The organism is Meridianimarinicoccus zhengii, from assembly GCF_003254465.1.
Taxonomy (GTDB): domain Bacteria; phylum Pseudomonadota; class Alphaproteobacteria; order Rhodobacterales; family Rhodobacteraceae; genus Meridianimarinicoccus; species Meridianimarinicoccus zhengii.
In genome coordinates, this window is record NZ_QDFI01000040.1 from 1 (window position 1) to 19,480 (window position 19,480).

Here is a 19,480-nt window from a genome sequence, read left to right on the forward strand (position 1 = left end):
GCCCAGGCCTCTGCCGCCGCCTGCGCCTCGGCCAGCACGACGGCGGTGTCCGGACCGGGGTAGAACGTCAGCGTCGCGGTGATCGCGTAGGTCTGGATCGCCGCGGACTGCACGTTGACGGTGTCGCACAGCGGGCGGATGTCCTCGGCGTTCAGCGCCAGCGCGACGGTGTCGATCAGACCCGCATCCGCCGCGCCGCCGCCGGTGCGCGACAGGACCGCCACGCGGACCACGCCCGGATCGGGGCTGGTGACGCTGACGTCCTTCACGTCGCCGGATGCGGACAACGCGTGGAAGCGGTACGCGCCGACGGGACCGGCGGCGGCCCAGCCTTCCGGCGCCTGCTGGACGCGCGCGCGGAATATGGTGTCGCTTTCCAGCGTGGGCGGCACGGGCGGGATCGCGTCCGGATCGCCCGCGTCGATCACCAGCCGTTCGATCCCGTAGAGCGCGGCCAGGTTGTCGAGGTCCGCCCCCGTCGCGCGCGCCAGTGTGACCGCGCGCACCCCGTCGTTGACCCGCGCGCGGAGCAGCATCTCGCGGAACGCCACAACCTGCAGCACGATCGACGGCATGCTGCTTTCGCGCGCCAGGTCATCGGCCAGGTCCGGCGCCGCGGCGGTCACGGCGGCGGCCATTTCCGACAGGATCGTTTCGAAATCCAGCGTTTCGATGGCGTCGGGGACGGCGATCTGCGACAGGTCGATCGTGCTCATGCGACGGCTCCCATGACGGCCCCCGCCCCCACGACGGCCCCCGCCCCCGCGATATCGAGCGTGACTGGCCCCGCGACCGTGTCCGCGTCGATGGCGAAGCTTATCTGCCCGGCACGCGCGTCCACCAGTTGCACACGGCGCAGGGTGATCCGCGGCTCCCACCGCGCCAGCGCCTCGGCCACGGCAGCGTACAGATCCACGAGCGTCTCGCCATTGATCGGCGCGTCGATGAGTCGGGGCAGGTCCGAGCCGAAGTCGCGACGCATCACGCGGCTGCCCTTCGGCGTGGTCAGGATCGTCGTGATCGCCTCGGACAGTTCCTGCGCGTCCGTGATCTCGGTTCCTGTGAAACGGCTGATCCCGGTCATGACGGTTCTCCGGTGTTGCCGCCGCTGTCGCCGGGGTGGGTGTGCGTCTTCAGGCTGACCGCGCCCGCCTTCACGTCGCCCGTGGTCTCGATGTCGCCTGTCGCGGTCATCTTGCCGGTCTGCGCCGCGGTGCCGCCCGCCGCGATGCCGCCTGCCGCGGTGATGTCCGCCTCGGACGCGATGTTGCCCGTGATCTCCAGCTTTCCGACGATGTCGAGATCGGCCTCGATCCGGATCGTGCCGCCCTTGATGACCATGTCGCCGCCGCGCAGGTCGATCGTCGGCACGGACGGGTCGTCCGACGGCGCGTTGCCCGCGAAGATCGACGCGATCACGACGCCGCGCGCCAGGTCACCGGACGGGGCCAGGACCACGACCTGCTCGCCCACGGTGGGCATCCACCACACCTGCATGCCGCCTGCGCGCAGGGCGGCGACCGGGATCGCGGCGGTGCCCAGCTCGCCGATCTGCACGCGCGCGGTGCCGTCGCCGTTCACGGCCGTCACGACGCCGATGTTCACCAGGCCCGCGATGCGGCGGTCGGCCTCGGCGACGGCAAAGGTGGCATCGCTCATGCGGCACCTCCGACGCGCGTATAGGCGTCGCGGTTGGCCTCGCCGATCTCGGGCGCGCGGCTGACATAGACGGCCGGGTCGATGGGGTCGGCGTTGGCGAAGGGGTTCAGCACCGCGGGCTGGGTCCAGGTCACGGCGGACAGGTGCACCGCTGCGGCGCGGGTTTCGCGGGTGATCAGCACGCGCTGGCGCATCCGCGCGGCAGGCCCGCATTCCGGCAGGCCCCATGTCGCCTCGGGCACCATCGTCGCCAGGGCTTGCGTGATCGCCCATGCGCTGGCGCGCGCCCGCAGGTCCCTGTGATCGCGGGTGACGACGAACGCCGCCATGCTCACGCCCACCTCGCCCTGCGGCCAGGAGATTTCCAGTTCCTGGTTGAGCCCGAGTGCGGCGACCAGCACCGCGGGCGCGCGCAGCGAGATGCGCTTGAGTTCCGCGGCGTCGAAATCGCCCTCGATCGCTTCGCAGGTCACCAGCTCGGGCAGCAGGCCGTGGACGTGTTCGGCCACGATCTCGGGCAGGCGGGACAGGAAATCCGGTGCGATCATGCCAGCCCCCCGCGCAGGAAGTCGGCAGCCAGGTCGCGCACGCCGCGTTCGTCCTCGGTCGACAGCCCGAGATACGGACGCTCGGGGATGTCGATGTCCACGTCCTCGCCGCCGAACTGGTGGATCGCGGCGTAGACCAGGTTCGATCCGGTCTGCACCTCGGCGGCGGAGGTCAGCGACTGGACGCTGTCCAGCAGATCGCCCTCGGCCTGCAGGATGGTCTGGCCGGTGCGGCGGGTGGCGCCGTGGCGTTCCGACCAGGGCGCCCAGGGCGTGCCGTCGGGGGCTTCCTTTTCCTCGGCGATGCGGCGCTTCACGCTGCTTTCCAGCAGCGCGCCGATGGCGTCGGCCAGTCGCAGCCGCCGCTGCGCGACGGATCCCGACCAGCGGGCCAGACCGTCGAGCGCCTGGTCGAGGCTGCGGCTTTCGAGCGTGTACGCGACGCCGACCATCACAGGCCGTCCAGCTTGTCGCGGGTGAACTGCTTGACCGGGCCGGTCTGCACGATCGGGCGCGGGCCGTCATGCGCGGGCGGATCGCCGGGTTCGCGCGATACGGGCAGCGCCATGTCGCCTTTCCCGATGCGCTTGAGCTGCCCGATCGCGTCCTCGTACCGGACGCGGTGTTCTTCCGACCGCACGTCGGCGGTGTTCGCGAGCCGGTAGAGCGCGATGTCGACGCAAAGCTGCGTCAGCAGGAACGGCACCGGCACGACGGGCGTTTCGTATCGCACGCGCAGGTAGGCGTCGATCTCGTCGGTGGCCTGCTCCAGCGCGCGGTTGATCGCGGCCCCGGTCTGCGCCGCATCGCCGCCGCGCTCGGCGACGTAGAGCGCGTCGGCCGAGTAGAGCGTCTCGATGTCGTGGCGCGTGGCGTAGGCCATGGGGCTCTCCGGTGGGTGCGGGCTCGGCGGGGGCATCGCTGCCCCCGCCTGGTTGACCGGGTCGTGCCCGGCCCTCGCGGCGGGGGGTTATTCCGCGTCGGTGGTGTCGGTTTCGGGGGCGGGGTCGCCGTTGGCGTTGGCCTTCACGTCTTCCCAGACCTCGTCGCGCAGCGCGGCCGTGATCGCCTTGGCGTCATCGGGCAGCGCGGCGCGCAACGCGCCCAGGTCGGGCGCGCCGGAGGCGATGAACTCGTCCGCCGACAGGTTCGCGATCGCGGCGATGATCCGCTGGCGCAGGTCCAGATCGGCGCCCTCGGGCGTAGCAATCTTGGCCGCGCCCTCGTCGATGACCGCCAGCATCGGGTCGGCCTCGATCTGCGCCCATTCGCGTGGCGTGAACCGGTCCTCGGGGAAGGCCGCGGCGGTGGCATCGAACTGTACGCCGCAGCGGAACCGGCGGGTGAGCCTGGCCGCCTTCGCGGCCTTCGACAGGGTGATCGTGCGCATGAACCGGCCCCCTTACGCGAGCCAGGGCGTGACGATGACTTCGACCGCCTCGTAGTTGGCGTTCGACGCGCCGCCCGTGGTCAGCATGACCTTGACGGTCTGGTTGGCCGCGGCGCGCAGCTGTGGTGGTACCACCAGGTGCGTCGGCGTGATGCCCAGCGGGCGGCCACCGTCGCCGGTCAGCGACATCATGCCCGCGATCGCGGCATCCAGGCTGTCGCCATCCAGCGCCGCGTGCGACTTGTACGCGAGATGCGGGAAGCCGTACCCGGCATTGCAGCGGTAGCGCACGCCGTAGAGGTACTGATCCTTGATGAACACGTGATCCGACGAGCCGGGGTTTTCCTTGCTCTCGAATTCGGGGCGGGTGCGTTCCTGGAAGATCAGGCCCTTCGCCTCGGTCCGCGCGTCGAGCAGGTACCAGGCCGGGGTCGTGGTCACGCCGCCGTTGTCGTCGTAGTTCGACCAGGTCGTGACGGCGCCGGTACCATCGTGGTTCGCGGCGACCGGGTGATCGGTGTCGAAGAAGTTCTGCCCATCGAAGCAGAGAGCTGCCTGCCCGTTCTTCAGCAGCTCGGCGATCAGCCGGTCGGGATGCTCCGCCGCCGACTGCGCCATGCGCCGCACCCGCGCCGCCGAGGTTCCGACATTGTCGTCCTCGATATGCGACCGCCCGATCCCGACCGTGCCCTCGAAGGTGCGGTTCGTGATCTGGTAGCCGTTTTCCTTCATGTCCTTGATGACGCGGTCGCCGACCCATTCGATCAGCTCGGGAAAATCGCCCAGCCAGTCATAGGTGTTCGACTGCGTCGTGGACGGCACGATCATCGCCACGTCGCGGTAGAAGCTGTTCGCGCGCATCTTCTCGTAGGCGGTGGAGAACTCGCGCCGCAGCTCCGTGCGGAGCGCCTGAAGCAGGGCGTTGGTGATCATGGCCATGGATCAGGCCTCCTTGTCTTTGGCGGCGAACGCCATGTGAACTTCGGGGTCGGTGCCGAACATCCGGCAGACCTCCAGCACGGCGGCATCGGGCGCGGCCTTGTCGCCGGCCTTCTTCGTCGGCGCGGTCTTGCCGGGCTCGATGGCGCGGGGCTGCAGGTCCCAGAGCTTCTGGAACTTCTCGACGCCGATCTGCTTGCAGGTCTCGATCTGCAGCTCGCGCGAAGCGGGCGCGATCTTGCCGGCTTCGACCAGCGCATCGACAGTGGCCTCGGCCGACGTGTTCAGCGCGGCCTCTTCGGAGTCCTTCAGCTTGCCCTCGGCGGTCTCGGCCCGGTTCAGCACGAGGTCGTAATCGGCCTTCGGCACGAACTGCTCGGGGTCCGGGTGCTTGGCGGAATTCAGCGCGGTCTCCTGCGCCTCCTTCATGCGGTTGATCGCCACCACCGCGTCAGCGGCCGTGGCGTCGGCCTTGAGGCCCAGCGCCTCGAGGATCGCCGTATCCATCCTGTCAGTCTCCTCGGAATTGAGCGCCTGAAGCGCGAGGTTCGGTTTGTGCACCAGCCCGACGCTGGTCAGGCGCGCGACCACGCGGCTCACGCGGTTCACGACCAGCGCGGGCGACACGAAGCGGTATGCCTTCTGCGACATCAGCTCGCGGCCAAGGTCGGACCAACGCACTTGCCCCCAGATCGCACCGTCGCGGACCTCCAGCCGGTCGACCCAGCCGATGGCAGGCACGATGGTGCCGGGGCGGGCCTCCTCGGACGCGTGATCGATGTCGATCACCACGGGCTGGTTCGCGCCGTTGAACGCCGCCACCAGCGCGTCGGGGTCCGGCACGACGAATTCCCGCCCGTCGCGGCCGACGAAGCGCGGGCCGCGTGGCAGGATCTCGATCGTGTCGGGCACGGCGCCGTCGCCGCTGAAGTTCAGCTCGACCAGATGCGAGATGTGGGTGGTGTCATGCAGCGTCATGGGGGCACAATCGCACCCGCGCGGCAGGCAATCGCCCTCGAACGAATTCGGGGGTGACGGCGGCGATTTCAGGGGATCGGGCCGGGGCGCGTGAGAGCCGCTGAGCGGCCCGCTGAGCGGCATCCTGTTCGGACCCTGCCACGCCTCGCGAAATCCCGCAACGCCCGTGCTGACCCGTTTAATGGGTATTCAAAAACGATCCTCGCCGCGCGGCGTGGCGGTCACGCCCGCCCGCGGGGTCATTCGGCCCGGAACCAAGCCGCGATGGCGGCGATCTGCGACAGGATCGGGGTGTCCGTGTCGATCACCCCGGCCTCCGCCAGGCGCGCGGCGTACCAGCTCGTGGCGATGTCGCGTTCGACCTGGGCGCGCACGCCCGCGGGGGCATCGCGCAGCTTGCCCGCCAGCATGTCATGCATCCGGCTGACCCGCAGCGCGCCGGGGTTGCCGACCCACGCGGGATCGATGCCCTCGGGCACGCGGCGGACCTCGCCGGTGCGGCGGTTGCGGATCTCCTTCTGGGGCACGGCGGGGGCAACGTTGATGCCCCGGCTTTCCGCCTCGGCGCGGGTGATCTGGCGGACCCAGCATTTGCAGCCCCAGCCGTTCGGCGGATACCACTGCTGCCAGAACGGATCGTCGGCCGGCAGCACCAGCCCGTTCTTCTCCTTGTGCTCGGGGCGGTGCCGCTCCGACGGGCCAAGCTGGTACAGCAGGTACGGCAGTGCTGCCTTCGTGCGCTGGATGCGCTCCCACTGCCCGGCGGCACGGGCAGAGCGCAGGTTGCTGCGATAGATCGTGCGCAGCCGCCGGGGGCTGCCCAGCTGCACCTCGCGGACCTCGCCGGTCAGCGGATCGGTCATCTCGGTGCGGCCCCACCAGCCCTTCGCGGCCAGCTTCGGTTTCAGGTCGCGCTGGAACTGCGCCAGCGTGCGCCCCTCGTCCAGCGCGCGCTGCACCTCTGTCCGGATGTCCTCCAGCACGTCGGCCTGCATGGCCTTGGCGACGGTGAAGGCTGTCGCGTGTTCCTCGGGCTCGACATCGTCCCAGGCGAAGGACGGGGTCAGCCCCTTGTTGCGCAGGAACGCGGACGCCTCGGGCGGCGGGCCGGGGTCGAAACTGTAGCCGGGGCGGTCACGCATGGGGTGCCCATTCGATCAGCATGCCCGAGAAATTGCCCGCGCCGTGGGTGTCGCGCCAGAACAGAGTGAAGTCGGCCCATCCCCAGAAGCCATCGGCGATTGCGAAAGCATCGTCGACGTGCCGGAACGGAGCGCCTTCCAAAGACACCAGCGCAGGCTCGCCGCCATGTTGTGGCACACCGATCTTGATCGGCACGACCGCCGTGCAGATCGGGTCGGGACCGATCAGCTTGCGGCAGGCCCGCGTCCGCATTCCGAAGTAAAGCTGTACCGGCTCGCCCACCCGCGCGTGGCGCTTGCGATGGCCGCGGATCGTCTGTCGCTTGCGCCCCGCGGCGATGTCGTCGCAGAAGCGCTGCTTGAAGCTGTAGGCGACCATCAGACGGCACCCCCGTCCGGATCATCATCCAGCAAGAAGGCAAACGCGGCGACGCGCGTGGCCTCGCCAAACTGAAAAATCAGAGCCTCCAGCGCCGCGGCATCTTTCTGCCGCGCGCAGCGGAATGCGTCTGACGGATCCTGCTGCCAATGCCAGAGACCGTTCTCCAGCGTCAGATATTCGGTCGCGTCCGTCGGGCCGCGTTCGACCAACCATACGTGCTGTACTCTGTAACTCATGACGTCGCCTTCTGACTCGCGAAGGTTAGGATAGTGCGAACCGTGCGCATAGCGCGGGTGACCGCATGGGGACTGTTTCCCATCGCCATGTTGCCGGGGCGATATCCATGGCACTCAGTCATCCCTCACATCCCCCAGTGCACGGGCCTTGAAGCCCCCCTTCACGAGCATGTCGATCAGCCGCGCCGCAGGCAGCGGGTCGAGATCGTCGAGGATCGGGACCACGTCCTCCAGCGTCTCGGCACGTGCGATCGCGTCGATGATCGGCTGCAGCGTCTCGTCCATCACCGGCTCCCACTCGGCGATCATCTCGGCCTCGATCTCGTCCAGATCGTCGGTCGGGTCATTGTTGCGTTCGCGGTTCAGATCGGGCGGCGGCACTGCGGGCGCGCCCATGATCTCGTCATCGTCGTCGGGGTCGCTGTAGCGCAGGCGACGCCGCACCTCGGACGCCTTCACGCGCAGCCCGGCCTGCACCGCGGCCGTCGTGTGCTTCATCAGCGTGTCGACGTCCTCGGGCTCCTCGATCGCGATGTGCAGCTTCGGGTATCGCGCCTGCGGGCCGAAGTTCAGATCGACGAAAGCGCGCACCAGGTCGCGGTTCAACGTGCCGGTGACCGCGCGGGCGTCGGCGGCGGCGATGTCGTGGCGGACCTCGTTGTGGACCTTGGCCTGCGCCTGGCTCGACCCGTCGTCGCTGGTCATCGTCTGGCCCAGCACCGCCTTGCTGACCTGTTCGTCGATGAACCGCGCGAGGTTCTCGAACACCGCCTCGGATTGCGTGCCCGCGACCTGTTCGAAATCGATGCGCATGCTGTCGGGCAGCACGGCGGCCGCGTCCGACCCGATATTCGCCACGGCCGTGAACAGCTTCTCGACATCGTCGGGCGATGCCCCCGGCCCGTAGCGGCCCAGACGCAGCGGCATGCCGTAGGTCTCGGCGAAGGCCATCCAGTCCTTCAGCGTGTAGGACTTGCACATCCACGAGAACGCCACGAGCCGCGCCAGCCCGCCCCGCGCCGGGTGGCCCGTCTTCAGCCGGGGGATGTGCGCGACGAACTTGTACGGCGCGAGCGGAATTCCCTCGACGGGCGCGGTGTCGTCGAGCAGGCGCAGCTCGCGCGCGGTCTCGCGGTCCCAGCGCAGGAACCGCTGGTGGACCGGCTCGAACCCGTCGGGATACCAGCCGCGCGCTTCGGTCCGCCAGTCGATCTCGATGACCGCGAACCCCTTGCCGAGCGCGTCGAGGCAATCCTCCACGAGGTCGGCGAACCCGTCATGTTCGGCGATATGTTCGCGCACCGCGTCGGCGATCCGCACGTCCGCCGCGTCCTCGGTCGCGGGCTTCACGACCGGCTCGACGCCCGACACCGCGCGCTTGCGGGTACCCAGCACGCTGGCGTAGTGGGGATCGCGCTCCTCCATCTCCTCGGCCAGCACGGCATAGTCGTACACGTCGCCGTCGTCGGCATTGCGCAGGATCGTCGCCAGCCGCGGCGGCGTGAGCCCCGACGCGACCGTGCCCGGCCAGACCTGCCGGATCCCGGTGATCCCCGCGCGCGCCTGCGGCTGGGTCAGTTCGGCCTTTCGGACGGGCCGGCCGTAGGCGTCGAGCAGGGTTGGTGTGCGGGCCATTGGCGTTCCTATTCCACGATGTTCAGCGGCTCGAACCGGCCGTCGAGGAACTCCTCACGGTCGCGGACGATCGGGCCGACGGGCTGAATTTCATCCGCGTTGTTGATGCGGCGGTAAAGCACGCCGGGGCGCCACGTCGCCTCGATCTGGCACGGCCCGACGACGACGTAGACATGCCCCGTCTGACGGTGGCGCCAGATCGTTCCGGGTTCGCACCGATCGTGCTTTGATCGCATCACCACAATCCTTTCCGTGCGCCGAACCCGGCGGTGGTCCGCACGGGCCGGTCGGTGTCGCGCCCGCCGCCGCGCGGCACGGGCCGGTAGGCGAAGGGCTGGTAGTCCGTCTCGGCCGCGCCCACCGCCAGCGCCAGCGCCCAGAACCGGTCGGCATGGCCGTCGGTTTCGCCCTCCGCCACCAGGCGGCGGATGCCGGTCGGGCCGACGCGGGACTTGATCGCGTGCAGGTCGGCGCGCAGCACGGGGTCACCGGCGGGGACCAGGACGGTGCGGTCCTGCATCGCTTCCTTCAGGCCGGTCGCCAGGTGCAGTTTCGAGGCGCTGGAAAACAGCACGCCCTCGACGCGGCTTTCGCCGTGGTTGCGCTTGGCGTCCTCGACCGGTTTCTCGCCCATGCCGGTCTGGTCGATCTGGCAGCGCACGACGCGGTAGCGGGTGAACACATCGGCCAGCAGCCGGTCCTGTTCGGCGAAGGTGGCGCGCTTGCGGGCGATGACCTCGCGCGTGATCAGGCGGCCGTCGACCAGCTCCAGCACCCAGATCACGAACAGGTCGTTGCGTGCGGCGATGTCCACGCCGACGAAACACATGCCGTCGGAATAGCGCGCGGGCTGTCCTGCAAACGGGTGCTCGACGCTGGCGATCAGGTCGTAGTCCAGCCAGCTTGATGCCTCGTCCAGCCATTTCAGTTCGTATTCCTGCGCCCAGGCGTCCTCGTCGGCGATGCCGGCGCGCAGTTCGTCCGCGTCGCGGGGGCAGCCCTCGGCAACGGCCTGGTAGATGTCGACGCTGTGGCGCGACCAGACGCTGTCCTCGGCGGTCATCAGCTCGAAGAACTTGTTGCCCTTGCCGTTCGGGGTCGAGATCACGCGCAGCTTCTGCCCGCCCTTCGAGATCACCGGGAACAGCGCCGCCCAGATGTCGCGGGACTTCGCATGGAAGGCGAACTCGTCCAGGATCACGTTGGCCGAAAAGCCGCGCGCGGTGTCGGGGTTGGCGGGCAGGGCCGTGATGCGCGACCCGCCGGGGTATTTCACCTCCAGCGACTTGTAGATCGCGTCGGGTCCCTTTTCCTGCGGGGCGCGGAACTCGCCCTCCACGTACTCCGGCTGCCCGCCCTTCAACAGCGTGTTGTAGGCCCCGTAAAACGCCCGCGTGATGGGCTGGATCGCCTCGACCATCGCCTCCGCCGCTTGCCGTTCCCCGCGCGACAGGATCACCCAGCGCGCGCGCCGTCCGTCGATCTCGGCCTGGATGCAGTCGTCGACGCACTCGCCGCAGGTCGTGAACGTCTTGCCGATCTGGCGCGACATCATCCCGATCTTGAACCGGGCGTCGTCCTGCAGCCAGCGTTTCTGATAGGGGTAGAACTCGATGACGGGTTTCATGCGCGCACCTCGACCGGCTGTGGCCGGTGCGCCCACGCGTCGTCGACCCGCACCCAGCCCATCGCCAGCTTCACGCGACGTTCCTCCACCCGCCACACGGCGGCGATCAGCGACACCGGCCAGCCCATGTCGCGCAGGACCAGCCAGTTCAGCAGGTCCTCGTCATCGGCGCGTTTGGGCTGGCGGGGGGTCATTAGAGTTCATACCTCCGCACGATAAATCCCATTTGCCGCATAAAGGTATGGACGTCGTGGCGGACGTCAGCATCGATAGCCTGCGTTTCGCCGGAGGCTTGACACAGAATTTTGTAGTGCAGGCACTCTAGAAAATTAAAGAACTCTGCCGCGAACGTGCCATGGGTTGCCTCAATGATCATCGCTGGGAACTTGAGTGCCGCCATTCGCATTTCCAGCACGTTGAGACGCACAAGTTTGCCGCCGCTCTCTAAACGCGCGCGAACAACTTTCCGGTCCTCAAAGGCGTGCTGAAGGGACATCCAGAAGGTTACATCTTCGGGCCACGCAGGGGGGCAGATGAAGAAGTGATATAACAGGAGGTCATGATCATAGCTGTGTTGATACAAGTCGCCGTTGGGTGCTTTCAGCCGAAAGCAAAGAAGGCCCGGCTGGGTTTCCGGGTTCTGAACGTTGTCGGCCACGGCGTTAATTCGATCGGCATCGCGATGCTCATCTGCCAACTTCATCATTCCAGCCGCTCCCGAAAGACCGCGACCGTCCGCTCCACCGCCGCGCGCAACTCCGGCGACACGGTGATCGTGCCGCCGTCCGGGCGCTGCGGCGTGGCGCGCGCAGGCTTACATATCTCGAAGCTCCCCCGCACACGCTTCATCGCGGCGATTGCCCGGTCCAGTGCGTCCTTCATGTCCGTGCCTCCCCCTGCCACGCATCTGCCGTCAGCAGCAGTTCATAGGGCGTGATGGGGCGCAGCGGTTCGCGCGGGTCCAGCAGGGTCCGGGCTGGACCGCTCTTGGCGCGATCATCCAGATCTTTGTCTGTCATCGTCTCTCTCCTCTATTTGAAACCCATGATCTCGCGGGCCTTCTGCGCCGCCGTCACGTCCAGCTCGCCCGCGTCCACCGCGCGGTCGAGCGCCTTGGCCTGAGCTTTCCGCTCCTCCTCGATCAGCTTCTCGCGAAGCCCCGAGGACGCCATGATGTCTTTCAGCATCCGCCCGATGAAATGCAGCTCCTTCGGGTCGATCTCGTCCCCATCCTTCTCCATCTGCGCCTTCATCTGCTTGAAGGCGAGCGTGCTGACCATCTGGAACAGCACGTTATGGCGCTGGGCTTCACCGGCCAGCCCGTTCTCGGTCAGCCAGCCCTCGGCCCAGCCCGCGGCCTCCTCCTGGATCTTCGCGAACTCCCGGTATTCCTGCCCGTAGGCGTGCAGCGCGGACTTGCCGATGCGCAGTTCCTGCCCCTCGGCCTCCAGCCGGTCGTTCAGCGCGTCGGCCAGCGCCTCGTAATCGCCGAAACCGCGCGCCTTCAGCTCCGCCTGCAGCCAGCCGCGCAGTTCGGGCGGCAGCAGGTCCACCTTGCGGGGCGGCGGCATCAGACCCTCGGCCGCGGGCGCTGGATGTCGGGATGCACGGACAGACCCCGCGCGACCTCGACGCCGTCCTGCGTGGCAGTGGCGACGACGAATTCGCCGTGGTCGGTCAGCCGCACGAAGCCGTTGTCCTGCAGCCAGATCAGCTCGGTCGTGACCTGCGCGCGGGTGGAATGCACGCCGACCCCCGCCAGCACGTCGGTCAGGATCGACGCGTTGCTGGTGTATTCGCCGCACTGTTCGAGGTGACGCAGGATCGCCAGGCGGCGGTGTTTGCGGACGGTGTCGTGGTAGCTCATGACCGGCGGTCTCCCAGCAGGTGGTCCTCGTGGCGGGTGACGATGTTTTCCAGCCGCTTCATGATTTCGCGCTGGCCATTCATGCTCTCGGAAATCGTGCTCAGGTTGCCCGCCATCTGCGTCAGCGTCAGTTCCAGCCGGTGCAGCTCGCCCCGGCCGGGCATGCTTTCGACCTGCTGCTCGACGCGGCTCAGGCGCGCTTCGGCCGCCTCGATGCGTGCGCGCTGGCTCTCGATCTTCTCCGCCAGCCCGTCGAACCGGACGTCCACGTCCTTTCGGCGGGTGGCGATCCAGGCGGCGACCATCGCGCCCACGGACATCACGAACGTGGCGATGCGGATGAAGGTATCGAGATCGAGCGTCACCGGAACACCCGCGCCACGCTCCGCGCTTCTTTGCCAACGCTCCGCGCAGCGCTGCCAACGCTCCGCGCCGCATCGGCCCAGTCGATCGACCGCTGCGGATTTGCACGTTCGGCATAGGCCCAGAGGCCCGTGACCACGGGGGCGAGTGCAGTCAGCTTGTCCGCCGCCGGGGTGATCTCGGCCTCGGATGGCAGCTGCGCCAGCAGTCCCAGCAGATCGACCCCGAACAGGCTGGCGACCGGCACCGCGATGGTCAGCGCGATGGCATAGGTCGAGCGCGCGTGCAGGGCGTTGAGCGGCGGCAGGGTCCGGTCGGTCATGCGCGGCCTCCGGTGAAAAGGGCGATGATGCGGCGCAGCCAGCGCGGGGCGTCGAACGGGTCCTCGGGGACGGGTGCGGTGATACGTGCTGTCTCGAATTCGGACAGCCACGCCGCCACGTCGAACTGCGGGCAGGCCGTGGCGGCGTGGTCATTGTGCCCGCGCACCGCCATCGCCCCGTGATCGTCCTGCAGATCGTCGATCAGGTTGCGCAGTGCGGTGTCCTGGTCGGCCGTGTAGTGGGTTTCGAACACGTCGTCGCCGACGCCGCCGCGCCCGCCCAGCAGGCAGATGTGGATTTTGCCGGTGTTCTGGCCTGCGACGCCCGCGCCGAGCCGTTCGACCGCCCGCCCGGCCGCCACTTCGCCGTCCCGGTCGACGACGAAGTGATAGCCGATGTCGTTGAACCCGCGGTTCAGGTGCCAGCGCCGGATCTCGGCGACCTTTTCGGCCAGCGGACGACCGGCCATCCAGTCCGGGTCCGTGACCGACCCGTGGATGGTGATCTCGTTGAGCATGCGCATGGCGGTGACCCCTGTTCGTTCGGGGCCACCGTGCCACGCGCGCGGGGGGCGGTTCGCCCTAGACGGTTTTCGGGGGTCTGTGGATCAGGGGGATGCGGCAGGCTGCGCGAGGGGTGGTGCAGCTGTCAAGACGATGCGGCTTTCAGTCTCCAAGCGGAACTTTCGCCCCGAACTCCTTGGGTGTTGGAAAACTCGCCTTTAACACCTCAGGTGTCGGTGCATTGGCAATAGTCCGGCGGCGGCTGTCGGCCAAAGCCAACTCGTAGCGCGCCGAAAGAACCCGTTTGATGGCCCTAGAGACATGGGGAACGTGGTCGATACACAGCCCAAGGCTGAGAACGACAAGCCCTTGAACAACTCGTTGCGGTCCCTCGGCGACCCAAGTCAGGGGCCATGTTGAAGGAAGCCAAAGAGGTAGGATGCTCGCATCGAACGCAAGGACCTCGCTTCTATGAACAATCACGATGACCGATCCCAAGACCAGGATGAAGAGCGTTTTTGTCATCCTCGCCACAAGCCTGTCGAGTTCTGCCTTGAGGCTGATAAGCTTTGAAACGGTCCAAGCCGAGGACAAAACGTTCCCGACCAGCAGGGAAAGCGCCGCAAGTATCGCTGTTGCGAGCAGCCCGAAGAAAGTTACTATCAGTGAGGCAACCCCATCAGAGATCGCGGTCAGGGGCAGCATGGCCCCGACCCCGAACAAGACTGATGAGAAGACCCATTTCATGCTTGAAAGTCGCAGTCGATTTTGCCTGTTGACGCCCACTCTCGTAGCAGATCTACGATGACTCGCATAGCGTCCGAGGGGTCAAGAAACTCGCCAACTTCGTCGACCTCTCGGCGCTCTGCAAGTCGAGAGATGCCTTTTTTTTCCGTTGAACCGGATTCATCACGGATGCCGAAGGCGCCTGGATGGTGATTGCGGAGCGCTTCCTCAAGGAACCTCTTGGCAATTATTGCCTTTTTGGCACGCTTGTTCTCGCGTCGCTTGAAAACCATCTTGAAGGTGCCTTCGATCCAACCTTCTTCTGGCAGGCTGGACTGCAGCGACAAGATTTCATCGGTGCTCCAACCCAAGGTCTCGAGAACATCGAATACAGTTTTGCCTTGCCCCTCGGCAGTTCCGGCCCCCTCCTCGGTCGTTGTCTCCAGGACGTCGTCACGCGTGCTCCGCTCGGGAGCAACCAGTATCTCGCTGACGTTGTTTACCGTGGATACGCCCTCTAACTTCGCATTGAGAACAATGGGCTGCCCAACCTCCAACTCACCTGCGTCTTGCAAGATACTTGTAAGATAGCGCTCGAGGGTACGAGACCTCGCGCGTTGTCCTTCGATCAGCCCGATATGGTTGCCCGCTATCGCGAAATACATCACGCCGTCGACGACACGCTGATCTTCGCCCATCGTGATACTCTTCAGTTCAAGCACCGGTATATTGTCTTCCATCGATTGATTTATCGCAGCGACATCTGCGCCTGCCCGGATGTGAAGAAGTTGCCCGCAAAACACCGGCCCGGACCATGAAGACTGGTCGCTCATCTGGTTGAGAACGACGAAACTGCCGTCTTGATCAAGATCCACCCTTCGATGTCGGACCAGATCGCAGCGTGCTTCACTCGCACCTTTCGCAGTTCGCTGCAGCACATCGACAACCGTACGCTTTAGGTCGAACCGATTGCCGAGGCTATCCAGGTTTACGTAGCGGTACTGGACGGTCGCTTTCTTTCCCACGAATCAACTCCTTGCATGAAATGCACCTCGCATACTCGGTCTGATACCCAGGGATTGCCAAGGCCGATGGCCCAAAAAAGGGCAGCATCCAGCAAGAACACCGAGTAAATCTGTTGCGCCTCAGAACTCCCACCGTCCTTGCCGCGCGTCGTCGCCGACGCGCATCTGGCGGCGATAGTTCGTGATCGTGCGGGTGTGCAGGCCGCAGGCCAGGGCCACCTCGCTCAGGCTGTGACCCTTCTTAAGAAGGCGCATCGCCTCGGCCCGCCGCCCGCCGGCCCCACGCGCGGATCCTGTCGGCAGCACCAGCTTGCCCGCCCCGAAATGCTCCGCCATGCGCATCGCCGCGTCGTGCCCGACGATGCCTGCCAGCTGGCTGCCGCCGATCCGCTGAGGGATCGTGATCTCGGTGCCGCCGCGTGCCGCCAGCAGCTTCATGGTCGCGGGTTCGCCGATCAGGTCGACCAGCTCCGCCGCAAGGCCGAACCATTCAGTCATCGCAGATCCTCCGCGGGTCGCTGTGGGTGCGGTAAACGGTGACGACGTTCTCCCCCTCCAGCCGGAAGGTGAAACCGTCCTTCTTCAGCCCGCAGGCACCGACCGCGACCGCGGTCTCCACCTGCGTGGCGATCAGCGCGCGCACGGCCTCGATGTCGTAGCCCATCACGCGCTCCATGTAGCGCAGCACGGCGTGGTCGGTGACATGCGGGCGGCGCGGCATCGCTCACACCTTGTGCGTCGGCACGCCCTCGCGGGCACACCAGGACTTCAGGGCCTCGATCACGGCGGCGATCTGGTCGGCCTCGCGCAGCATGTCGATATCGGCGGGCACCGATCCCCAGACGTCACCGAACCGCCGCCGCACGAACGCGTTCAGCCCGGCCCGGCCGGGCGTGTCGAGCTTGCCCGCGCGCCCCAGGGCGCCCCACAGGGCATGCACGAGGCGCAGGTCGGCACGCGGGGCGCGGGGGTGGCGCTGCGGCGCGCCCTTGCCCGCGTGGGGCTGGAAACCACGGGCCTTCAGCGCATCGACCACCGCTGCCAGCTCCACCTCCGTCATCTCGGACATGGACGCCTTGCCGGTGGCCACCAGCTGCAGGTCGCGCCGCGTGTCGGCATCGATGCCCAGCTCGCGGCAGCCGACATGGATCAGCTTCTGCAGGTCGCGCGCGCCCATGTCACACCTTCGCCAGGTCGAGCGGGATGGCGTCGCGCCGCCCGGTCTCGGGGTTGCGGCGGTAGAAGCGGACATAGGTCGTGCTGTCATGCACGCGCAGCGCGTCGCCGATCGCGTCCATCGCGCGCTTCCATTCCGCATCCTCGATCGCCAGCCGTCGCAGGGACAGCACGCGGTGCGTGTCGATCCGGCCCGCCTTGTTGACCTGGAACGCGTGTTCGACCAGCACCCGGATGTTGTCGCTCGCCCCCGCGGCCCAGCGTTCGATGCAGGCGTCCACCAGCGCCTTCGCGTTCTGCAGCTCGGGACCGAAGGACAGGCTTTCCGACACCGCGATCTGCATCTCGACCGTTCCGTCATAGCTGCGGAACGACACGTTGCCCTTCCGCCCGCCGCGCGTGCTTTCGTATTCCTGCGCCAGCAGATCGAGGAACGCGCCCGCTTCGTCCATGGCCTCCTTCTTGAACTGCGCCAGCGTGGCATTCAGGTTCTCCGCCAGGCTGGCGTAGCGGCGCACCATCTCGTCCTCCAGCTTGTGCTGGGGCTTCACCTTGGCCTCCGGCACCAGCGTGCCGTCGGGGCCTTTCATGTACCCTGCCGGGATCTCGGTCTGCATGCTCAGTCTCCTTTCGGGTTGACGGGTTCGCCCAGCACGGCCGCGATCAGCCGTGGGCTTGTGGCCAGGCGCGACAGCATCGCGTCGGCCAGGTCGTTCACGTTGTCCCCGCGCAGGTCGGCCTGCCGCTCCAATGCGGTGCGGGTGTCCCTTGCGACCCACGGCCGGCCCATGTACGGCCCCGCTCGAAGGACGGCACGTCGTGCCCCTGCCGCCGCAGCACCTTGAGCTGGTGGTAGACGGTGTCGACCTTGACCCCGAGCATCCTGGCGATCACCGGGGGGCGTCGGCCTTCGCGCGCCAGACGCAGGTAATCGGCCAGCCGGTTGTAGCGGTTCATGGCTCATCTCCGTCCAGCAGCACGGCCAGCACCCGGTCGCTGGCCACGATCTTCGCCAGCAGCCGCTCGGCCAGCATGTGCGGGTCGCCACCGCGCCGCATGGCCTGCAACGCCAGCAGGCTGCGCGTCTTGCGCGACACCCGCACCGTGGCCGACAGCGGGCCGGGGACAGGGCCGGTCGAGAAGCGGGGCACGTCGATGCCCCGCTTGCGCGCCCGGGACAGCGCCTCGTGGACCATGTGGGGCGTGCACCCCAGCATCCCGGCGATGACGGCGGGACGGTGCCCCTTGCGGGCCTCGGCGATGATCTTCTCAGCTCTGCTCACGGGACACCTCCTTCGCGTTGCGCGGGCAGGCGCGGCAGGCCCGGAACATCTGCGCACGCTGCGCGTTGTGGCCCGAGAATGTCCGGGACCGGGCGCGCCAGTCCTGGCAGACCTGCGCCGGGATGGTGCCCAGCTGCGGGCATTCGACCACCGACCGCATCAGTACGCCGCGCACGCGCTGTTCCACCGCGTCCATGTCGCCGGTGTATTTCCGGCGCAGCACGTTGCTCACCAGCGACGGCGACCGGTCGAGCCGCCTGGCCACCTGGTTCTGGCTGGTCTGCGCGCAGGCCGCGGCCAGTTCGGCGATCCAGTCGGGCATGTCCGCGCCCCACGCCCTGCGGGCGATCTCCATAGGTCCCATCATCGGCGGCGTCATGACGTCGGCTCCGGCACATGGGGATATGTTCGGGTGTTCGGGTCCCACACCGCGCGCACGCGCCGCTCGACGGGCGCGCGCGGCCCGGTGTTCCGCGCCAGCGCGTACAGGGCCGGTGCACGGCCCGGCTGGGCGGGGCGCAGCACCCGCAGATAGCCCGCGCGCATCAGCATCCGGCAATAGGCGTGGGCGTCCTCGGCCGTCACGGGGGCATCGGGCGTGCAGCTATGCATCTGGACGTCCGCGGCCGAGAAGCTCGCCAGGTGCCGGATCGTCCGCCACATGTTCTCGGTGGGGCTGTGCGTCATCGCGGGCATCCGGCGCCCGCCGGCGATGCGCCAGACGTGGCGGCGCCGGGCCCCCTTGCCCTCGCACACGGCGCGGCCTTCCCGGCCCCAGGCCGGCACCATCTTGCGCACCAGGCCGACGCGGACCTGCGATTTCGCCGACAGCGAATACACCGTGAACGTGCCCATGGCGCAGGCGACGGACCACGCCCGGCGTTCCTGCTCGGCGACCGACAGACGCGGGGCGATCATGCCAGCCCCCGCCGCGGGATCGGGGCCTCGCCCGTGTAGAACGCGCGCCCTTTCCAGTCCCCGGTCCCGACGGTGTCGAGCCCGTTCAGCTCGGCATGCTCGCGCACCAGATCGAGGTTGATGCACATCCGCCGCACGGATCCCGCGGACTGCTTCATCAACAGGTCCTTCAACGGCTCTTCAATGGCGATGTCCGGGCAGCGCATCTTCTGCAGGAGCGCCAGGTCCTGCGCGGTGCCGGGCTCGGCGGGCGTCCAGCGCAGCATGCGCCCGTGCACCCGTTCCCAGCGCCGCAGCTTCTGCGGCAGCAGTTCCTCGCCGATCAGGATGACCGGCGAGAAGCTGCTCTCGTAGATGTCGCGGACGATCTCGACCATCTTCTTCTGCACCAGGACGTCGGCCTCGTCGATCAGCAGGGCCATGCCCGTCACCGCGAGCTGCTCGGCGATCTGGTCGACCATTCCCGCGACGGTATTGGCCGCGGGCACCCCGAGATCGGCGAGGATCGCCTCGCACAGCTTCTTGCGGGTCCAGACGGATTTCATCTGCACGAGGCACGCGGTTTCGGCGTTCGCGGCATAGATCGCCGCGGTGGATTTCCCGTAGCCGGACGGGCCATAGAACGTCCCCATGCCGGGCAGCCCGTGGCCGCGGTTCTGCACCTGCTTGAGCAGCGTCAGGAACGCCTGCACGTTCCGGATCGGCGCGAAACTGTTGTAGAGCGTCATGGGTTCTGTCATCTTTCAGTCCTCCAAGTGAG

35 protein-coding genes are annotated in these 19,480 nt (G+C 67.6%); all 35 read right to left on the reverse strand.

All coding sequences use genetic code 11. From position 1 onward, the window contains the following. A partial coding sequence (locus DDE13_RS13310; RefSeq protein WP_111404785.1) for a baseplate assembly protein occupies nt 1-716 on the reverse strand: 716 nt, incomplete at its 3' end. Next, a complete protein-coding gene (locus tag DDE13_RS13315; protein WP_111404786.1) occupies nt 713-1,084 on the reverse strand; it encodes a GPW/gp25 family protein in 372 nt (123 codons plus the stop codon). The genes DDE13_RS13315 and DDE13_RS13310, both read right to left, overlap by 4 nt. Then, on the reverse strand, nt 1,081-1,659 hold the full coding sequence (locus DDE13_RS13320; RefSeq protein ID WP_162630996.1) for a phage baseplate assembly protein V: 579 nt from the start codon (nt 1,657-1,659) through the stop codon (nt 1,081-1,083). The genes DDE13_RS13315 and DDE13_RS13320 overlap by 4 nt, the downstream gene beginning before the upstream one ends. Then, nucleotides 1,656-2,207: a hypothetical protein gene (locus DDE13_RS22885; protein WP_162630997.1), complete on the reverse strand. Its 552-nt coding sequence runs from the start codon at nt 2,205-2,207 to the stop codon at nt 1,656-1,658. Before DDE13_RS22885 ends, DDE13_RS13320 begins: the two co-directional genes overlap by 4 nt. Continuing rightward, on the reverse strand, nt 2,204-2,659 hold the full coding sequence (locus DDE13_RS13325; RefSeq protein WP_111404788.1) for a phage virion morphogenesis protein: 456 nt from the start codon (nt 2,657-2,659) through the stop codon (nt 2,204-2,206). The genes DDE13_RS22885 and DDE13_RS13325 overlap by 4 nt, the downstream gene beginning before the upstream one ends. After that, on the reverse strand, nt 2,659-3,090 hold the full coding sequence (locus DDE13_RS13330; protein WP_162630998.1) for a gp436 family protein: 432 nt from the start codon (nt 3,088-3,090) through the stop codon (nt 2,659-2,661). The genes DDE13_RS13325 and DDE13_RS13330 overlap by 1 nt, the downstream gene beginning before the upstream one ends. 87 nt (nt 3,091-3,177) lie before the next feature. Continuing rightward, nucleotides 3,178-3,597 carry a hypothetical protein gene (locus DDE13_RS13335; protein ID WP_111404790.1) on the reverse strand — a complete coding sequence of 140 codons (420 nt, stop codon included), beginning with the start codon at nt 3,595-3,597 and terminating at the stop codon, nt 3,178-3,180. A 12-nt stretch (nt 3,598-3,609) separates the two neighbouring features. Then, on the reverse strand, nt 3,610-4,536 hold the full coding sequence (locus DDE13_RS13340) for a Mu-like prophage major head subunit gpT family protein (RefSeq protein ID WP_111404791.1): 927 nt from the start codon (nt 4,534-4,536) through the stop codon (nt 3,610-3,612). A 3-nt stretch (nt 4,537-4,539) separates the two neighbouring features. Further along, nucleotides 4,540-5,514, reverse strand: a complete 975-nt coding sequence (locus DDE13_RS13345; protein WP_162630999.1) for a phage protease — start codon at nt 5,512-5,514, stop codon at nt 4,540-4,542. Nucleotides 5,515-5,753: 239 nt separating this feature from the next. Continuing rightward, a complete protein-coding gene (locus DDE13_RS13350; RefSeq protein ID WP_111404793.1) occupies nt 5,754-6,656 on the reverse strand; it encodes a phage head morphogenesis protein in 903 nt (300 codons plus the stop codon). Further along, a complete protein-coding gene (locus tag DDE13_RS23230) occupies nt 6,649-7,035 on the reverse strand; it encodes an ASCH domain-containing protein (RefSeq protein WP_222626098.1) in 387 nt (128 codons plus the stop codon). Before DDE13_RS23230 ends, DDE13_RS13350 begins: the two co-directional genes overlap by 8 nt. Further along, nucleotides 7,035-7,274, reverse strand: coding sequence for a hypothetical protein (locus tag DDE13_RS13360; protein ID WP_162631000.1), 240 nt, complete (start codon nt 7,272-7,274; stop codon nt 7,035-7,037). The genes DDE13_RS23230 and DDE13_RS13360 overlap by 1 nt, the downstream gene beginning before the upstream one ends. Before the next feature lie 114 nt (nt 7,275-7,388). Then, entirely contained in the window at nt 7,389-8,909 is a 1,521-nt protein-coding gene (locus tag DDE13_RS13365) for a DUF935 domain-containing protein (protein ID WP_111404795.1), read from the reverse strand. Nucleotides 8,910-8,917: 8 nt separating this feature from the next. Next, nucleotides 8,918-9,145, reverse strand: coding sequence for a hypothetical protein (locus tag DDE13_RS13370; protein WP_162631001.1), 228 nt, complete (start codon nt 9,143-9,145; stop codon nt 8,918-8,920). After that, the gene (locus DDE13_RS13375; protein ID WP_111404797.1) at nt 9,145-10,536 is read right to left on the reverse strand and encodes a terminase large subunit domain-containing protein; all 1,392 of its coding nucleotides are present in this window, start codon (nt 10,534-10,536) and stop codon (nt 9,145-9,147) included. Before DDE13_RS13375 ends, DDE13_RS13370 begins: the two co-directional genes overlap by 1 nt. After that, nucleotides 10,533-10,730: a hypothetical protein gene (locus tag DDE13_RS13380; RefSeq protein ID WP_111404798.1), complete on the reverse strand. Its 198-nt coding sequence runs from the start codon at nt 10,728-10,730 to the stop codon at nt 10,533-10,535. The genes DDE13_RS13375 and DDE13_RS13380 overlap by 4 nt, the downstream gene beginning before the upstream one ends. Next, a complete protein-coding gene (locus DDE13_RS13385; protein WP_111404799.1) occupies nt 10,730-11,242 on the reverse strand; it encodes a hypothetical protein in 513 nt (170 codons plus the stop codon). The genes DDE13_RS13380 and DDE13_RS13385 overlap by 1 nt, the downstream gene beginning before the upstream one ends. Further along, a complete protein-coding gene (locus DDE13_RS13390; protein ID WP_111404800.1) occupies nt 11,239-11,418 on the reverse strand; it encodes a hypothetical protein in 180 nt (59 codons plus the stop codon). The genes DDE13_RS13385 and DDE13_RS13390 overlap by 4 nt, the downstream gene beginning before the upstream one ends. Beyond that, entirely contained in the window at nt 11,415-11,555 is a 141-nt protein-coding gene (locus DDE13_RS22890; protein WP_162631002.1) for a hypothetical protein, read from the reverse strand. Before DDE13_RS22890 ends, DDE13_RS13390 begins: the two co-directional genes overlap by 4 nt. A 12-nt stretch (nt 11,556-11,567) precedes the next feature. Continuing rightward, nucleotides 11,568-12,107 (reverse strand): phage protein Gp27 family protein, encoded by a 540-nt coding sequence (locus DDE13_RS13395; RefSeq protein ID WP_111404801.1) that lies wholly within the window; start codon nt 12,105-12,107, stop codon nt 11,568-11,570. Then, the gene (locus tag DDE13_RS13400; protein WP_111404802.1) at nt 12,107-12,403 is read right to left on the reverse strand and encodes a VpaChn25_0724 family phage protein; all 297 of its coding nucleotides are present in this window, start codon (nt 12,401-12,403) and stop codon (nt 12,107-12,109) included. Before DDE13_RS13400 ends, DDE13_RS13395 begins: the two co-directional genes overlap by 1 nt. Continuing rightward, nucleotides 12,400-12,768: a DUF2730 family protein gene (locus DDE13_RS22895; RefSeq protein ID WP_162631003.1), complete on the reverse strand. Its 369-nt coding sequence runs from the start codon at nt 12,766-12,768 to the stop codon at nt 12,400-12,402. Before DDE13_RS22895 ends, DDE13_RS13400 begins: the two co-directional genes overlap by 4 nt. After that, nucleotides 12,765-13,088: a hypothetical protein gene (locus DDE13_RS22900; protein WP_162631004.1), complete on the reverse strand. Its 324-nt coding sequence runs from the start codon at nt 13,086-13,088 to the stop codon at nt 12,765-12,767. The genes DDE13_RS22895 and DDE13_RS22900 overlap by 4 nt, the downstream gene beginning before the upstream one ends. Continuing rightward, nucleotides 13,085-13,612: an N-acetylmuramoyl-L-alanine amidase gene (locus DDE13_RS13410; RefSeq protein WP_111404804.1), complete on the reverse strand. Its 528-nt coding sequence runs from the start codon at nt 13,610-13,612 to the stop codon at nt 13,085-13,087. The genes DDE13_RS22900 and DDE13_RS13410 overlap by 4 nt, the downstream gene beginning before the upstream one ends. Nucleotides 13,613-13,754: 142 nt before the next feature. Then, entirely contained in the window at nt 13,755-14,297 is a 543-nt protein-coding gene (locus tag DDE13_RS13415) for a hypothetical protein (protein WP_162631005.1), read from the reverse strand. A 38-nt stretch (nt 14,298-14,335) separates the two neighbouring features. After that, the gene (locus tag DDE13_RS13420) at nt 14,336-15,343 is read right to left on the reverse strand and encodes a hypothetical protein (RefSeq protein ID WP_162631006.1); all 1,008 of its coding nucleotides are present in this window, start codon (nt 15,341-15,343) and stop codon (nt 14,336-14,338) included. A 120-nt stretch (nt 15,344-15,463) separates the two neighbouring features. Next, nucleotides 15,464-15,841, reverse strand: coding sequence for a helix-turn-helix domain-containing protein (locus DDE13_RS13425; protein ID WP_111404807.1), 378 nt, complete (start codon nt 15,839-15,841; stop codon nt 15,464-15,466). Continuing rightward, a complete protein-coding gene (locus DDE13_RS13430) occupies nt 15,834-16,064 on the reverse strand; it encodes a hypothetical protein (RefSeq protein ID WP_111404808.1) in 231 nt (76 codons plus the stop codon). The genes DDE13_RS13425 and DDE13_RS13430 overlap by 8 nt, the downstream gene beginning before the upstream one ends. A 3-nt stretch (nt 16,065-16,067) precedes the next feature. Then, on the reverse strand, nt 16,068-16,520 hold the full coding sequence (locus DDE13_RS13435; RefSeq protein ID WP_111404809.1) for a gp16 family protein: 453 nt from the start codon (nt 16,518-16,520) through the stop codon (nt 16,068-16,070). A gap of 1 nt (nt 16,521) precedes the next feature. Then, nucleotides 16,522-17,136, reverse strand: coding sequence for a DUF3164 family protein (locus tag DDE13_RS13440; protein WP_111404810.1), 615 nt, complete (start codon nt 17,134-17,136; stop codon nt 16,522-16,524). Between the two features lie 97 nt (nt 17,137-17,233). Continuing rightward, complete coding sequence (locus DDE13_RS13445) at nt 17,234-17,476, reverse strand: helix-turn-helix domain-containing protein (protein WP_111404811.1); 243 nt, start codon at nt 17,474-17,476, stop codon at nt 17,234-17,236. Next, nucleotides 17,473-17,802, reverse strand: coding sequence for a hypothetical protein (locus tag DDE13_RS13450; RefSeq protein ID WP_111404812.1), 330 nt, complete (start codon nt 17,800-17,802; stop codon nt 17,473-17,475). Before DDE13_RS13450 ends, DDE13_RS13445 begins: the two co-directional genes overlap by 4 nt. Then, entirely contained in the window at nt 17,789-18,181 is a 393-nt protein-coding gene (locus DDE13_RS13455) for a helix-turn-helix domain-containing protein (RefSeq protein ID WP_235868700.1), read from the reverse strand. The genes DDE13_RS13450 and DDE13_RS13455 overlap by 14 nt, the downstream gene beginning before the upstream one ends. Beyond that, nucleotides 18,178-18,720 (reverse strand): hypothetical protein, encoded by a 543-nt coding sequence (locus tag DDE13_RS13460; protein WP_111404813.1) that lies wholly within the window; start codon nt 18,718-18,720, stop codon nt 18,178-18,180. The genes DDE13_RS13455 and DDE13_RS13460 overlap by 4 nt, the downstream gene beginning before the upstream one ends. After that, nucleotides 18,717-19,460, reverse strand: a complete 744-nt coding sequence (locus tag DDE13_RS13465; protein WP_111404814.1) for an AAA family ATPase — start codon at nt 19,458-19,460, stop codon at nt 18,717-18,719. Before DDE13_RS13465 ends, DDE13_RS13460 begins: the two co-directional genes overlap by 4 nt. Nucleotides 19,461-19,480 lie beyond the last annotated feature (20 nt).

Bases quoted from the DNA above. Each gene is read 5' to 3' on its own strand.
- DDE13_RS13320 (WP_162630996.1), bottom strand. From the start codon at position 1,659: ATGAGCGATGCCACCTTTGCCGTCGCCGAGGCCGACCGCCGCATCGCG.
- DDE13_RS13400 (WP_111404802.1), bottom strand. From the start codon at position 12,403: ATGAGCTACCACGACACCGTCCGCAAACACCGCCGCCTGGCGATCCTG.
- DDE13_RS13390 (WP_111404800.1), bottom strand. From the start codon at position 11,418: ATGAAGGACGCACTGGACCGGGCAATCGCCGCGATGAAGCGTGTGCGG.
- DDE13_RS13330 (WP_162630998.1), bottom strand. From the start codon at position 3,090: ATGGCCTACGCCACGCGCCACGACATCGAGACGCTCTACTCGGCCGAC.
- DDE13_RS13365 (WP_111404795.1), bottom strand. From the start codon at position 8,909: ATGGCCCGCACACCAACCCTGCTCGACGCCTACGGCCGGCCCGTCCGA.
- DDE13_RS13430 (WP_111404808.1), bottom strand. From the start codon at position 16,064: ATGCCGCGCCGCCCGCATGTCACCGACCACGCCGTGCTGCGCTACATG.
- DDE13_RS13460 (WP_111404813.1), bottom strand. From the start codon at position 18,720: ATGATCGCCCCGCGTCTGTCGGTCGCCGAGCAGGAACGCCGGGCGTGG.
- DDE13_RS13455 (WP_235868700.1), bottom strand. From the start codon at position 18,181: ATGACGCCGCCGATGATGGGACCTATGGAGATCGCCCGCAGGGCGTGG.
- DDE13_RS13385 (WP_111404799.1), bottom strand. From the start codon at position 11,242: ATGATGAAGTTGGCAGATGAGCATCGCGATGCCGATCGAATTAACGCC.
- DDE13_RS23230 (WP_222626098.1), bottom strand. From the start codon at position 7,035: ATGGTCGCCTACAGCTTCAAGCAGCGCTTCTGCGACGACATCGCCGCG.
- DDE13_RS22885 (WP_162630997.1), bottom strand. From the start codon at position 2,207: ATGATCGCACCGGATTTCCTGTCCCGCCTGCCCGAGATCGTGGCCGAA.
- DDE13_RS13315 (WP_111404786.1), bottom strand. From the start codon at position 1,084: ATGACCGGGATCAGCCGTTTCACAGGAACCGAGATCACGGACGCGCAG.
- DDE13_RS13325 (WP_111404788.1), bottom strand. From the start codon at position 2,659: ATGGTCGGCGTCGCGTACACGCTCGAAAGCCGCAGCCTCGACCAGGCG.
- DDE13_RS22900 (WP_162631004.1), bottom strand. From the start codon at position 13,088: ATGACCGACCGGACCCTGCCGCCGCTCAACGCCCTGCACGCGCGCTCG.
- DDE13_RS13410 (WP_111404804.1), bottom strand. From the start codon at position 13,612: ATGCGCATGCTCAACGAGATCACCATCCACGGGTCGGTCACGGACCCG.
- DDE13_RS13375 (WP_111404797.1), bottom strand. From the start codon at position 10,536: ATGAAACCCGTCATCGAGTTCTACCCCTATCAGAAACGCTGGCTGCAG.
- DDE13_RS13360 (WP_162631000.1), bottom strand. From the start codon at position 7,274: ATGAGTTACAGAGTACAGCACGTATGGTTGGTCGAACGCGGCCCGACG.
- DDE13_RS13435 (WP_111404809.1), bottom strand. From the start codon at position 16,520: ATGGGCGCGCGCGACCTGCAGAAGCTGATCCATGTCGGCTGCCGCGAG.
- DDE13_RS13380 (WP_111404798.1), bottom strand. From the start codon at position 10,730: ATGACCCCCCGCCAGCCCAAACGCGCCGATGACGAGGACCTGCTGAAC.
- DDE13_RS13425 (WP_111404807.1), bottom strand. From the start codon at position 15,841: ATGACTGAATGGTTCGGCCTTGCGGCGGAGCTGGTCGACCTGATCGGC.
- DDE13_RS13415 (WP_162631005.1), bottom strand. From the start codon at position 14,297: ATGCTGCCCCTGACCGCGATCTCTGATGGGGTTGCCTCACTGATAGTA.
- DDE13_RS13395 (WP_111404801.1), bottom strand. From the start codon at position 12,107: ATGCCGCCGCCCCGCAAGGTGGACCTGCTGCCGCCCGAACTGCGCGGC.
- DDE13_RS13350 (WP_111404793.1), bottom strand. From the start codon at position 6,656: ATGCGTGACCGCCCCGGCTACAGTTTCGACCCCGGCCCGCCGCCCGAG.
- DDE13_RS13465 (WP_111404814.1), bottom strand. From the start codon at position 19,460: ATGACAGAACCCATGACGCTCTACAACAGTTTCGCGCCGATCCGGAAC.
- DDE13_RS13370 (WP_162631001.1), bottom strand. From the start codon at position 9,145: ATGCGATCAAAGCACGATCGGTGCGAACCCGGAACGATCTGGCGCCAC.
- DDE13_RS13440 (WP_111404810.1), bottom strand. From the start codon at position 17,136: ATGCAGACCGAGATCCCGGCAGGGTACATGAAAGGCCCCGACGGCACG.
- DDE13_RS13345 (WP_162630999.1), bottom strand. From the start codon at position 5,514: ATGACGCTGCATGACACCACCCACATCTCGCATCTGGTCGAGCTGAAC.
- DDE13_RS13445 (WP_111404811.1), bottom strand. From the start codon at position 17,476: ATGAACCGCTACAACCGGCTGGCCGATTACCTGCGTCTGGCGCGCGAA.
- DDE13_RS13340 (WP_111404791.1), bottom strand. From the start codon at position 4,536: ATGGCCATGATCACCAACGCCCTGCTTCAGGCGCTCCGCACGGAGCTG.
- DDE13_RS22890 (WP_162631002.1), bottom strand. From the start codon at position 11,555: ATGACAGACAAAGATCTGGATGATCGCGCCAAGAGCGGTCCAGCCCGG.
- DDE13_RS13335 (WP_111404790.1), bottom strand. From the start codon at position 3,597: ATGCGCACGATCACCCTGTCGAAGGCCGCGAAGGCGGCCAGGCTCACC.